A 13,267-nucleotide genomic window follows, 5' to 3' on the forward strand; every position below is an offset into this window, starting at 1 on the left:
AGTGACTAGTAATTATTTATGTTAAAAAGAATTTATAGACGATGAAAATAAAAGGGTTAGTTACTTTTTGCTAATTGCTGAAAGCTTATTGCTAACTGCTAAATACTAAAAAATTATGTTTCCATTACAAAGAGGAAGAAGATTACGCGTTAACGAGAGCATTCGTTCTTTAGTTCGCGAAACGACATTGAGTCCGGCCGACTTTATGTTCCCCATGTTTATTGTCGAAGGAGAAAACTACCGTTCGGAGATTCCATCCATGCCGGGTATTTTTCGCCGTTCGTTAGATTTAACGGTAGAAGAAGTCAAAGAATTATTCGCTTTGGGTATTCGTGCGGTTAATATCTATGTAAAAGTTGATGAAAGTTTGAAAGACAACACCGGTAAAGAAGCTTGGAACCCCGAAGGATTGATGCAACGCGCCATTCGTGCCATAAAAGCCGCTTGTCCCGAGATGATTGTCATGCCCGATGTGGCTTTGGATCCGTATTCGATCTATGGTCACGATGGAATTATCAAAAACGGAGATATTGCCAACGACGAAACCAACGAAGTTTTGGTGAAAATGGCTGTTTCACATGCCGAAGCGGGCGCCGATTTTGTGGCCCCCAGCGATATGATGGACGGTCGGGTGCTGCGCCTTCGTCAAGGGTTGGATACTGCTGGTTTTCACCATGTAGGCATTATGAGTTATTCCGCCAAATACGCATCAGCGTTTTACGGACCTTTCCGAGATGCCTTGGATAGCGCACCAAAAGAAGCCGATGTGGTGGTTCCCAAAGACAAAAAAACCTACCAAATGGATTATGCCAATCGCATTGAAGCGGTCAAAGAAGCCCTTTGGGATGTAGAAGAAGGCGCGGATTTGGTGATGGTCAAACCTGGAATTGCTTATTTGGATATCGTGCGCGAAGTCAAAAATGCGGTGAATGTTCCTGTAACTGTTTTCCATGTTTCTGGGGAATATGCCATGATTAAAGCCGCTGCCGAACGCGGCTGGTTGGATCACGACAAGATTATGATGGAGCAATTAATGTGTATCAAAAGAGCAGGAGCGAGTTTGATTTCGACCTATTTTGCCAAAGAAGCAGCGCTATTGTTGAATCGGCAATAGTCAATCCATTATTCGTGAAATTACAAAAATGAAAAAAGCCTTCCAGTGTAAAAAAATAACCATGAAAAAAATACATGTGTTTTACATGCTAACGCTAGCCTGTAGTGTTATTTCTTGCGGCGGTGACCCAAAGAAAGCCGACAATAATAGCCATGAGGTCAATCCAGAAACGACCGTTGAAGAAACCAAAACAAAGGCTGATTTTCCCCTTGCGGAACAAGGCAAAGCGTTGTTTGAAGGAGAAGGAACTTGTGTAGCCTGTCATAAGCTAGATACCAAAGTGGTAGGTCCCAGTATTCAGGAAATTGTAGCCATTTATAAAGCTAAAAATGCCAGCATTGCTACTTTTTTGAACGAAGCGTCCGAACCTATAGTCGACCCTTTGCAATACAGCATTATGAAAGCGAATTTTGCTATAACCAAAAACATGAAACCCGAGCAACGGCTGGCGTTGGAGCAATACATGATGAGTTTGGCACCCTAAAATGAGACAACAAACGTAACAAAAGCGAGAATTCCTTCTTCGTTTTTCCGTATTTTGTGGCCATGAGCACAATAGAAACCGTTACCATACCTACTCCATTAGGATTTGCCAAAATTTCAGGAAATTCCGAAGGTATTCAATCCGTTTGTATCATGGAAGAAGGTGAAGCGACAGCTGAAATTCCCACAACACTTTTGGAGGTAGTGCAACAACTTTCGGAGTATTTTGATGGGAATCGAACCGATTTTCAATTAAAACTGAATCCGAAAGGAACCGAATTTCAGCGAAGTGTTTGGAATGCCTTACTTCAAATTCCCTATGGCAAAACCATCTCCTACCAACAATTAACTTTGCAGTTGGGCGATCCCAAAGCAATTCGTGCCGTAGCAGCTGCCAACGGGAAAAATTCACTATGGATCATCATTCCATGTCATCGCGTGATTGGTTCCAATGGCGCTTTAACGGGATATGCAGGAGGATTATGGCGAAAGAAATGGTTGCTGACACATGAGCAAGGGAAATCTCAACAAAGTTTGTTTTAAAAATGCAAAAAATAATGTACCTTCGGTTAAAATTTATAAGCCATGTTAGATAAAATTAAATTAGAACACGTGCTGTTTCTCGACATTGAAACGGTTCCTCAAGAAGAATTTTTTACCCAAATGGATCCCGAAATGCAAGCGCTTTGGGAGCAAAAAACGCAGTACCAGCGCAGGGACGAATTTTCCCCTGAAGAATTTTATGATCGGGCAGGTATTTGGGCCGAATTTGGAAAAATCGTGTGTATTTCTGTCGGGTATTTTCAAATCAAAGGCGACATTCGGAATTTCCGGGTGACTTCATTTTTTGGAGAAGAAAAAGAATTACTGCAAGCCTTTAATAATCTGCTGAACAACCATTTTAGTGGACCGCAGTATGTATTATGTGGTCATAATAGCAAAGAATTTGACATTCCTTTTATTGCCCGACGAATGATTATTAATGGGGTTTCGCTTTCCAGTAAATTGAATTTATTTGGAAAAAAACCATGGGAAATTCCCCATTTAGACACGATGGAATTATGGAAGTTTGGCGATTATAAGCACTATACTTCGTTAAAGTTATTGTCCAAAATTTTAGGCATTCCCACCTCCAAAGACGATATCGATGGGAGTCAGGTGGGCGAAGTGTTCTATAAAGAAAAAGACATCGATCGCATCGTTACCTATTGTGAAAAAGATGTAGTTGCGGTGGCACAAGTCTTACTTCGTTTCCGAAATGAGGATTTACTCATTCCAGAAGAAATTTTACATGTATAAAAAAAGGATGTCTAATTTTGGACATCCTTTCTATGATAGATTTTTTTCAAATTATCGTTTGATTACAACACGCTGTGAAGTAGTTCCTAAGCTATTTTCGATACGTACTAGGTAAACGCCTTCAGCTAAATGTTGCACATTCAAGCGCGCCAATTCATCATGGGTTTCTTTTTGCCCAACTTCGCGTCCTTGTAAATCGTAGAGGCGAACTTGCGTGCGTTCCACACTGTTTGGAATCAAAACGTTGACAAGCTCGTTGGTCGGGTTAGGGAATACGCGAACTTGTGTTAAACTAACTTCAGGTGTTGATAATGCGGGTGAAACACGACAAAGGTCGATACTGAAATTGTTTACTGTTCCCCCATCACCATTCCATGGGTCATTAATGTTTAATACCCATTCACCGTCGGCGGGTAAGGAGTTAAGAGCGCTCAAACTGTCCAACGGAGCCACCAAACCAGTTAGCGATGGATTTCCACTACAAACGGGGTCATTTCCATCGTCATCATAGGTACAATCCATATTGTCATTATCGCCACAAGCCTCACGCATCAATACAATACTTGGACTACCAATAGAAGCAGGACCTTGTAAGGTAAGCGTCATGTCTTGAATATACGTATGGGTAATATTCACGTTGACATTAATGTCGCCAATGGTGTAGCCTCCTGTAATTGTCAAAGGTACGCTAGCACTTGAATTAGCCACCGAATCTATAAAGGCGTTAGAGTAATCAGTTGCTTCAAAGGATTGATCACAACTAATAACACCCGTATCAAAACTGAATACAGCTGCAGTTGCCGCTACACCAGTACCACATCGGTTGGAAGGGATAATACGCCAAAAATAACGCGTTGATTGCTGCAAACCTGTAACCGTAAATCGGTTTAATGTGGTTGTTTCATTCACAGCTAATGTGCTAAAACTGCTGTCGGTAGAAGCTTGTACAGTATATGTTTCAGCATTGCTGTTGGCATTCCAACGCAATACGGCTGAAGTCGATAATCCCGTTTGTCCATTGGAAGGGCTATTTAAGGTTAAGGGTTGTAAACTCGCATTAAAAATACGCAAGGTTTTAAAACGTGTTTCAGTCTCTGTTCCATTGTTTCCTGTGATTCCTACAAAGTATTCACCCGGGGTTACATTGGCTAGACCCGTTACGGTCATTGTAACCGTTCCTGAAGTATTTCGGCTTGGAGGATTAAAAGAAGCCGATGCTCCTGCTGGTAATCCTGTAGCTGAAAATGAAGTTGTTCCTCCACCAGACTGGGTGTAATTAAAGGTGTACGTCGCATTTTGATTAGCACACAGCAATTGGTCACCACTAGTTGAATTGAGCGCAAAAGTTGAACTTAATCCTGTGACGATTAAAGAATACTTTTGACTTCCCGTTACTAAAGTTCCCTTGTGCGAAATGGTAATGGTATATTGTCCTGCTGCAGGTGTATCAATGCGAACCAATTCCACATTATCCACATCATTGTCACCAGTTCTTACCGCAGGATTATTAGGATTTGGCGTTAATTTCCATGGAAAGAAAGTCGTTACGTTTCGCGTGATGCGAATATCCAAGTCGTTAACCAAAGCCTTAATGAATTCATTGGGCGTCGTACTTGTATTCATGTTCCCAGGCAAATCGGTCCATGTAATCGAAGCTACCAAAGGCGTTGTTCCACTCGCATTTACAGTCATCGAAAATGTTTGCCCTTGATTTAGATTTTCTTCCGAAACCCAAGAGGTTAACCCATTGGCATTTAAGGTTTCTACCGCACGTTTAGCATTGAGTAATCCCCAACCGAAAACAGCATCTGGACCCACATTACCAGCATCATCTGCCGTATGACAAGCCAACCCTTTCAGGGTAGACGCACGCATAAAGGTGTTGTATAAATTTTTATAGTGTTGTTGTAAAAGTAAAAGAGTCCCTGCCACATTTGGGGAAGCCATTGAAGTTCCCGATAAAGTCCAAACGGCACCATTACTCGAATTACTTGTAGAGGTTAAACCCGACCCATTTCCTGTAATATCCGGTTTAATTCGGAAATCATCTGTAGGCCCTTGACTACTCGAGCTGTTAATCGTGATGATACCCGCAGCTCCTGTAGTAGCATTAACTGTAACATCCTCGCAATTCGCTACGACTAAATTATTTTTACAGGTTTTGTTCGTGGTTAATTTGTCGAAACCAAAAAACAAAGGATCAGAATTTGCAGTCGAAGTTCCTTCATTTCCAGCAGAGGCTACTTGAAGGTAGTAGGGAGCATTGTAGGCCACTTCATCCCATGCAAAAGAATCGGTAATGTATGCACCAACAATCCAACCGGGAATTGCGTTCCCTCCAGATGAAATAGGGACACCATAAGAATGATTGGAAACTAACATACCCAATTGAATCTCAGAGATTGCTTCACTAATGTCATCGGTCCAGTTGAATGTTCTTGCTGTTGCTGCAGGAGCCATTCCTTTCACACTTGCTGGATTGGCCGAAGCGACCATGGTTCCCGTAACGTGGGTAGCATGAAGAATCGTACCCCCTGAGGGGTCGTCAACTACAGTTACACGGTTCCCAAAAGCATTGTGGGTCGTGCGAACACCGCCACCATCCCAAACTCGGGCGACCATAGTTTCGCCATTTAAATTCAATCCCATTGCCCCCCCAGTGTGTAAGAAATTCGCACGCGTTGCACGAGCTGCTGCCACATTGTCGGTGCTGAAATACATAGGGTACCCATCTGGTGTAAGCTTCATTAATTCGGAAAAAGATCCGTTGGGGCCTTCAATCGTTAAAGGCCAACCGTTAATTTTTGCTACAGTAATCGCTTTTTCTTTTTCAGAAGCTTGAAGACGTCGGTAAAATTCTTGTCGCTCTTTTAATTTATCCATGTTGTAGGTAGCCGTAATTGCGGTTACATCTGGGAGCGTTTGACTATACACATTAAGTCCACCCATTAGGATAACAAGAGCTATGAAGGTTTTTTTCATAGCTTTAAGTTTTTCAGTTTGTTGGCTAATTTTGGCAAATTTAGCTAACCTGTTAATGTTTTAACATTAAACAAATTATATTTTTTGATTAAATACGATTTTTTTAGCAAAAAGGAATCCATTGTACAGATATTTTTTTACATCAAAGATTTATCCGTATTTTGAAAAAAATTACAACACATGGTACTTAGTAGATTTTGGTTGACCATTTTTATAGCTTCAATAGCCTTTACCGTTTTTGCTCTTTTTTCAGGAGATACCTATACTATTGATTCTATTTTAAATGGTAAAAAAGACGATCCGATTTTGATTTCCGAACGCTACTTGAATGACACGCCTTCGTTCATTCGCGATAGCATCGAAAAAGCACCCGAAAAAACCATTGTAATCGATCGAGATACTTTGAATCCAGATACAACCTATGTGTACAAAAGTAAAACGGTTAAATTCTATTCGGGAGTACAAAAATCAGATGGATTGCTACCCACGTGCAAAAACACCTTGATTGATATTATCCTGCCGTTGATCGCATATTTGGCTTTTTTCTGCGGACTTATGGAATTGCTCATAGTTTCAGGTGCTTCTGAGAAGATAGCGAAATGGCTCTCTCCCGTTTTTGCCAAAGTTTTCCCTTCTGTCCCCAAAAATCACGAGTCGATTTCGTACATGACATTGAATTTTGCCGCCAATTTCCTCGGACTCGATTCGGCTGCCACGCCCTTTGGGTTAAAAGCCATGCAATCCTTGCAAGAAATCAATCCCGAAAAAGACAAGGCCAGTGACGCCCAAATCATGTTCATGTGTTTGCATGCGGCCGGGCTTACCTTAATTCCGACGTCCATAATTGGGTATCGTGCCGCCCAAAATGCAACCAATCCCGCCGATGTGATGTTACCGTGTATTATTACCTCTTTTATCGGTACTATTGCGGCGCTCATTATTGTGGGGATTCGCCAACGCATTAACTTTTTAAGTGCGACTTTATTAGTCGCCATTATGTCTGTGGTTGCAGCTATTGTCGGACTTTTATTCTATATCAACGGTTTGGATTTGATTGGAAAAAGTTTCTTTACCGCCAATTTGTCCGGACTCATGCTCGTTGCTATTATTGGAGCCACGCTTATATTTTCCTTTATTCATGAAAAAAAATTCACTGAAAAAGAAACCACTATTTTTGATGCATTTGTCGAGGGTTCTCGAAATGGAATCCAAACTGGCGTAAAAATTTTCCCTTATGTACTCGCGATGCTAGTGGCTATCTCGTTCTTCCGAAATAGCGGTTTGTTTGAAATCATTAGCCGTTGGATTGCCATCGGATTTTCACAAATCGGGATTGCCAAAGACATTACCGATTCGCTTCCCGTGGCCATGCTGCGTCCATTCAGTTCGGGCGGTTCCCGCGGGTTTATGATTGATGCGATGCAAAACTTTGGTCCCGATTCGTTCACAGGTCGCTTGGTATGTATTTTCCAATGCAGCGCCGAAACTACCTTTTACGTGATTGCGGTGTACTTTGGTTCGGTCAATATTAAAAACACCCGCTACACCTTGGCAACCATGTTATTGGTAGATTTGATTTGTGTGGTTACCGCGATTATGGTGGCGAGTTGGTTTTTCGTACGATAATTCTAGTTCCAAAGCGGTATAAGTCAAATTTAAAACCATGTTAAATTGAACATAATCCCGGGATTCAATAGGAAGCTTCCTTGCATTTTCGTACTTTTACCTTTCTAAAACACCAACACAAAATGGACTTTTTATACCAAGATCCGTATCCGATTTTAAAAGACGATACCACTTATAAAAAACTGACTTCCGATTATGTGAATGTCGAAAAATTGGGCGACCGTGAAATTCTTTCCATCGACCCCAAAGGCTTAGAATTATTGGCAGAAGAAGCGATGAAAGACGTTTCGTTCATGTTGCGCTCGTCGCATTTGCAAAAATTACGCAACATCATCGACGATCCTGAAGCCACCGACAACGACCGTTTTGTAGCCTATAATTTATTGCAAAATGCCGTAGTAGCGGTAAGCGGCGAATTGCCTTCGTGTCAAGATACGGGAACTGCGATTGTCATGGCCAAAAAAGGGGAAAATGTCTACACCGGTGCCGATGACGCCGAGTGGCTTTCCCGTGGTATTTTCAATACCTACCAAAACCGCAACTTGCGCTATTCGCAAATTGTACCGATAACCATGTTTGAGGAGAAAAACTCTGGTTCCAACTTGCCCGCGCAAATCGATATTTATGCGAAAAAAGGAAGTTCGTATGAGTTTTTATTTTTAGCAAAAGGCGGTGGTTCGGCCAACAAAACCTTTTTATACCAAAAGACCAAATCGTTATTGAATGAAAAGTCGCTAGAAGAGTTTATCCGTGAAAAAATCATGGATCTGGGAACTTCCGCTTGTCCACCATACCACTTGGCCATTGTCATTGGCGGAACTTCGGCAGAAGCGAATTTAGCCGCCGTGAAAAAAGCCTCTGCCGGTTATTACGATAATTTACTGACTTCGGGGAACATGGCGGGTCAAGCCTTCCGTGATTTGGAGTGGGAAGCTCGTGTACAACACATTTGCCAAGAGAGTGCTATCGGTGCTCAATTTGGTGGAAAATACTTGACGCATGATGTGCGTGTGATTCGGTTGCCGCGCCATGCAGCTTCTTGTCCTGTTGGGATGGGCGTTTCGTGTTCGGCCGACCGAAACATTAAAGGAAAAATCACCAAAGACGGTATTTATCTCGAACAATTAGAAACCAATCCAGCACACTATTTACCCGCTACGGCACCCCATTTGGAAGAACCGGTGGTGGTGAATTTGAACCGACCCATGAAAGAAATTTTAGCCGAGTTGTCGCAATACCCGATCAAAACCCGATTGAAACTAAATGGAACCTTAATTGTGGCGCGCGACATTGCGCATGCTAAAATCAAAGAATTATTGGATGCAGGTCAACCGATGCCCGATTACTTTAAGAATCATCCTGTGTATTATGCGGGTCCAGCGAAAACGCCACAAGGCATGCCTTCAGGAAGCTTCGGTCCGACAACCGCAGGACGTATGGATGTGTATGTGGAAGAATTTCAAAAACACGGCGGTAGCATGATTATGTTGGCCAAAGGTAACCGCGGCAAAGAAGTGATGAACGCCTGCAACACCTATGGTGGCTTCTATTTGGGCTCCATCGGAGGTCCGGCAGCGATTCTTGCCAAAGAAAATATCCTTTCCGTTGAGGTAGTTGATTTCGAAGAATTGGGCATGGAAGCCGTGCGCAAAATCGAGGTCAAAGACTTCCCAGCGTTCATTATCACCGATGATAAAGGAAACGATTTCTTTGCGGCATTAAGCCATTGATTTTAGAAAAAAGAAGAAAGAAACCTGTAGATCGTGAGATGTACAGGTTTTTTTATGGTCATGAAGGCTGTAATTAGTGTAATGGTTTTATAACAAGTATTCCCAAAAATTGTCGCGATGCACTACATATGTGTTTTTGGGATGATATTTTTCAGTAAAAGACTTTGTGAATTTTACTTTTTTAAGAGGATTGAATTTTATTTCATAGGCTGAAATCTCATTTTCAATAATTTCAATAAAATCAATCTCTGCTTGCTGTGCGTTTCTCCAGTAGTGTGTTTTTCCATAAAATCCATTGTATTTTAACTGCTTCATTTTTTCACTAATAAAGAAGTTTTCAAACAAAGATCCTACGTCTTGCCTGCTTTGCAATGGATTAAATTGGCCTATGATGGCATTACGTATTCCATTATCATAAAAATAAATTTTTGGTTTTGCAGTGATTTCATTCCGTTGGTTTGTTGAAAAAGGATGCAATCTAAAGATGACATATACTTTTTCTAACAAATCAATATAATTCACAACAGTCATGCGATCTACGCCCAAGATTTTTGCCAATTCGTTATAGGAAACCTCACTACCCAGTTGTAATGCCAAAGCATTTAATAATTTTAAAAGTAAATCAGGTTTTTTGATGTTGACCAATTCCAAGATGTCTTGATACAAATAACTGCTCGAAAGTTGCAGTAATATCTTTTGTTTATTGGTCTCTGTAACTACTTCAGGATACATTCCGTAGATTAAAAATTCTTCTAATCGAGCATAAGCATTGGCAAATGTATAGTGATTTCTAACTTCATTCCACGATAAGGGAAACAATTGATGTTCCCATTTTCTTCCCGTAAGGGGTTCATTTATTTGATTTCCCAAATCAAGTGAAGAAGATCCTGTAAGTATAAATTGCTTGTTTAATTTCGCATCCACCAGCATTTTTATGGCCAAACCAATATTCTCAATTCGTTGCGCTTCATCAATGACAATGGTATCATAATCGGTTACCCATTGGCGTAAAAATTGGAAATTAGCTTGCGCAAATTGCAACCGTGTTTGTGGGTCGTCACCATTCAAAAAAAGTGTTTTTTTCCCAGTAACAATTTTTTCAATCAGCGTCGTTTTTCCAACTTGTCTAGGGCCAACAACAACAATCACTTTTTTATAATTGTAATCGGCTACTATATTTTGAGTTAGCGTTCTTGTTATCATACTACAAATGTAGTAAATTATGTTTTAAACCCTAAAAAATTATAAAATATTATTATTTAAACCCTAAAATAACATAAATTATACACGAAAATTTCCCCGCATTCAGTATTACCGATGATAAAGGGAACGATTTCTTTAGTTCTTTAAGTACTTAATAAAAAAACCAGCAAAATTTGCTGGTTTTTTTATCTATTAATAAAGGATTGTATCCTAATATTTGATAATTGAATATGATTTATGATTGTTATTTACCTTTACAAGGTAGTTGCCTGTAGGTAAATTGTATATGTTAAAAAATCCTTCAGTATTATTTATTAATTTTTCAAGCACTAGTTGACCTAGCATATTATAAATTTTTATTTCTGAAATAATTTCCGAAGATTTGTAATTAAGTATTCCATTTGTTGGGTTGGGATAAAGTAAAAAATTGTCTAATTCAAATGAACTGTTGTTCAATGCTTGCGTTACCGTGATTGCAATTCTCGAACTTTCACAACCATTAATTGTTTGACTCACATGATATGTAGTTCCTGATACCAAGACTGTATTTAAGGGCAAAGTTGTCCCGCCAGTTGAGCTACTATACCACTGCAAGTTTGTTCCATTTACAATTAATTTTGCTAAAGTTTCACCTGCATTAAAGTTTTGATTTGAGTTAGCAATAGGTGCAGCAGCAATAGGATTTAATATAACGCTTGTGCTAGTTACCGAACAACTTCCATTAGAAATAACGCAAGTGTAAATACCCGGCTGTGAAGCTGTATAGCTATTTGAATTGGCGCCAGTTATATTTAAATTATCTTTTTTCCATTGATAGGAATTTGAAGAACCAAAAGGAACCGATATTATTTGAGTTCCACAATAATTAACTGTACCACTAGGTTGTGGAGTAAATGTTGTAGATAATACCGTAGGATTTGATATTTTAGAACAAGTGGTTGTTGCATCTGTAACTCTAACTGTATATGAGCCAACAGCAGTTGGTAAATGGGTTGCGTTTGTTGCATTTGAAATAGCATTCCCATTCAAAAACCATTGATAACTTAAACCTGTCCCAGCATTAGCTTGTAATGAAAAGTTGCTTGAGGCACAAACTAAAATTTGCCCTGAAGGAGTTATTGTTGAAGTAGGTTGGGGTTTGAAAATTATATTAATTGAATCGGTATAAGTGCTGTTTTCTAATGTTGCTGTAACAGAAACACTACCTGCTTGAGTTGGTGTAAATGTTACGGTATTTCCTTGGCTGCCATCAAACCATGTAGGGGTATAACCGTTGGGGCCATTATAGGTTAATGTAACACTTGACCCTTGACATATTTCAATAGAATCTCCCTCTTGTATGAGTTGTGCATTTGGATTGGCTCCATAAGGGAATACTGTTTTCTTAAATAGTGGTCCCCATCTCCCATCAGAGTCTTTTGCCCGAATATTAAATAAAATTGGACCTGTGGCTACATCCCAAGTTGCCTGACTTCTAAAAACTGTTTCTATCGCCTCGTCTAATGCACCATCAAAGGTAATAATTGTAGTTCCTGAACCTTCTCCTGGATCAAAATTACCGAAGAAATATTCGAACTTGGTTAAATTTACTTGACGAAACGAACCGGTAGCTCCGGGTAATATAAAAACTACTTTTTTAAAAGTAGACCCCCATTGATTATTAGCATCTTTAACTCTAATATTAAAGAGAACTGGACCAACAGTAGTTTGATTATTCGAATAATTAGCTATTACACTTTCAACCGCTTCATTAAACGTTCCATCTTCTGCTGTGAGTGCTGTGCCATTACCATTACCTGGGTCAATAGTACCCCAAAAATATTCTGCTGCGGTAATATCTCTATTTTGAGCCAAGCCCAACTGACAAAAAACTACTAGTAATACAAGTATCTTTTTCATCTGCATTAGTTTTTATGGTATCCTTTAGCCTTGATATTTACATTTTGCCCTGGAAACAAATCAGTAGGCATCTCCAAATCAAAAATATATGCCTTGCTATTATTTGGATTTGCGGCATTATAATTTAATTGTGAATAAGGACCACCATTTATTCCTCTGTCGTTGATTGTTAAATCAATATCATAATAATCATGGTTTGGGTTACCACCGTCTATATCATTTGTTGGACCTATTATTCTCGTAACCGTTAAAGGGCTTCCTGATGTTGGCATATTACAATTAAAATCAATTCCATTATATGACCATTCAAAAAAACCAGAAATATTAATATTTGGATAGTTATTTGAACCGTTTGATGTCCACCCGTAACATCCAGAACTGTTGGGTCTAGTTGGATTGTCATTTCCGTTGATGGAATACCAACCAAATGGGCCATTACAACACCAAGGCCATGCTGGCATCCAATCATTGTAATTAAATATACCCGTTGGGTGTAATTAAATTGTTTGATTCTTGATATTATTTATTGGTCTATCAAAGATAAATTTATTGATTTATTGAACTAGAGTTAGTGCTGTTATTTTAGCTAAAATTCGAGTTTTAAATCCTTCAAAATTTTTAACATAATTTCTTCTAATTAAAAATTGGGCGCATAGCTGGAAAAACAAAGTTTCTATCCTTTTTCTGGATTTTCTGAATATGTATGGTTGTGGTTTATAATTTACTTGATTCATTCTTTTTGGGGTTTGCAATCTAATTATTTACCGATTGGAATAAATCCAATTGAATGCTTTCTGATAAACAACCTCAGTCTCCAAGCAGCACACAATCAGACATTTGCTGTTTTATGTTTTTCAAAAAATGCACATCATGAACTTCGGCTTTAATAATATCTAATAGATGGAAAATACCATTTACAGAACAGACTCCA

The 13,267-nt window shown here is 39.5% G+C and carries 10 protein-coding genes and 1 pseudogene; 6 read left to right on the top strand and 5 right to left on the bottom strand.

All coding sequences use genetic code 11. From position 1 onward, the window contains the following. Window positions 1-115 precede the first annotated feature (115 nt). From hemB to ABWO12_RS04060, 4 genes are all read left to right on the top strand, one after another. Complete coding sequence (hemB, locus tag ABWO12_RS04045) at window positions 116-1,114, top strand: porphobilinogen synthase (protein ID WP_353087444.1); 999 nt, start codon at window positions 116-118, stop codon at window positions 1,112-1,114. A 61-nt stretch (window positions 1,115-1,175) separates the two neighbouring features. After that, on the top strand, window positions 1,176-1,598 hold the full coding sequence (locus ABWO12_RS04050) for a c-type cytochrome (RefSeq protein WP_353087446.1): 423 nt from the start codon (window positions 1,176-1,178) through the stop codon (window positions 1,596-1,598). A 71-nt stretch (window positions 1,599-1,669) separates the two neighbouring features. Then, complete coding sequence (locus ABWO12_RS04055) at window positions 1,670-2,140, top strand: methylated-DNA--[protein]-cysteine S-methyltransferase (RefSeq protein ID WP_353087462.1); 471 nt, start codon at window positions 1,670-1,672, stop codon at window positions 2,138-2,140. A gap of 42 nt (window positions 2,141-2,182) precedes the next feature. Beyond that, window positions 2,183-2,896: a 3'-5' exonuclease gene (locus ABWO12_RS04060; protein ID WP_353087447.1), complete on the top strand. Its 714-nt coding sequence runs from the start codon at window positions 2,183-2,185 to the stop codon at window positions 2,894-2,896. 51 nt (window positions 2,897-2,947) lie between these two features. On the opposite strand, the gene ABWO12_RS04065 is transcribed toward ABWO12_RS04060, so the two are convergent. After that, window positions 2,948-5,878 carry a S8 family serine peptidase gene (locus tag ABWO12_RS04065; RefSeq protein WP_353087449.1) on the bottom strand — a complete coding sequence of 977 codons (2,931 nt, stop codon included), beginning with the start codon at window positions 5,876-5,878 and terminating at the stop codon, window positions 2,948-2,950. Window positions 5,879-6,058: 180 nt separating this feature from the next. Between ABWO12_RS04065 and ABWO12_RS04070 the strand changes: the two genes are divergently transcribed. Further along, complete coding sequence (locus ABWO12_RS04070) at window positions 6,059-7,504, top strand: spore maturation protein (RefSeq protein ID WP_353087451.1); 1,446 nt, start codon at window positions 6,059-6,061, stop codon at window positions 7,502-7,504. A 122-nt stretch (window positions 7,505-7,626) separates the two neighbouring features. Beyond that, window positions 7,627-9,234, top strand: a complete 1,608-nt coding sequence (locus ABWO12_RS04075; RefSeq protein WP_353087452.1) for a fumarate hydratase — start codon at window positions 7,627-7,629, stop codon at window positions 9,232-9,234. A gap of 87 nt (window positions 9,235-9,321) precedes the next feature. Here ABWO12_RS04075 and ABWO12_RS04080 read toward each other — a convergent pair whose 3' ends face one another. From ABWO12_RS04080 to ABWO12_RS04095, 4 genes and pseudogenes are all read right to left on the bottom strand, one after another. Continuing rightward, a complete protein-coding gene (locus ABWO12_RS04080; RefSeq protein WP_353087454.1) occupies window positions 9,322-10,437 on the bottom strand; it encodes an ATP-binding protein in 1,116 nt (371 codons plus the stop codon). A gap of 210 nt (window positions 10,438-10,647) precedes the next feature. Further along, window positions 10,648-12,336: a T9SS type A sorting domain-containing protein gene (locus tag ABWO12_RS04085; protein ID WP_353087456.1), complete on the bottom strand. Its 1,689-nt coding sequence runs from the start codon at window positions 12,334-12,336 to the stop codon at window positions 10,648-10,650. A 5-nt stretch (window positions 12,337-12,341) separates the two neighbouring features. Next, entirely contained in the window at window positions 12,342-12,797 is a 456-nt protein-coding gene (locus ABWO12_RS04090) for a hypothetical protein (RefSeq protein WP_353087457.1), read from the bottom strand. Between the two features lie 93 nt (window positions 12,798-12,890). Further along, window positions 12,891-13,267 (bottom strand): annotated as a pseudogene (locus tag ABWO12_RS04095) (transposase); the annotation flags it as partial.

It is taken from the genome of Flavobacterium sp., assembly GCF_040379285.1.
In the GTDB taxonomy this organism is placed as follows: domain Bacteria; phylum Bacteroidota; class Bacteroidia; order Flavobacteriales; family Flavobacteriaceae; genus Flavobacterium.

Coding starts and splice junctions, on each gene's coding strand:
- hemB (WP_353087444.1), top strand. CDS start 116: ATGTTTCCATTACAAAGAGGAAGAAGATTACGCGTTAACGAGAGCATT.
- ABWO12_RS04050 (WP_353087446.1), top strand. CDS start 1,176: ATGAAAAAAATACATGTGTTTTACATGCTAACGCTAGCCTGTAGTGTT.
- ABWO12_RS04060 (WP_353087447.1), top strand. CDS start 2,183: ATGTTAGATAAAATTAAATTAGAACACGTGCTGTTTCTCGACATTGAA.
- ABWO12_RS04065 (WP_353087449.1), bottom strand. CDS start 5,878: ATGAAAAAAACCTTCATAGCTCTTGTTATCCTAATGGGTGGACTTAAT.
- ABWO12_RS04070 (WP_353087451.1), top strand. CDS start 6,059: ATGGTACTTAGTAGATTTTGGTTGACCATTTTTATAGCTTCAATAGCC.
- ABWO12_RS04075 (WP_353087452.1), top strand. CDS start 7,627: ATGGACTTTTTATACCAAGATCCGTATCCGATTTTAAAAGACGATACC.
- ABWO12_RS04080 (WP_353087454.1), bottom strand. CDS start 10,437: ATGATAACAAGAACGCTAACTCAAAATATAGTAGCCGATTACAATTAT.
- ABWO12_RS04085 (WP_353087456.1), bottom strand. CDS start 12,336: ATGAAAAAGATACTTGTATTACTAGTAGTTTTTTGTCAGTTGGGCTTG.
- ABWO12_RS04090 (WP_353087457.1), bottom strand. CDS start 12,797: ATGCCAGCATGGCCTTGGTGTTGTAATGGCCCATTTGGTTGGTATTCC.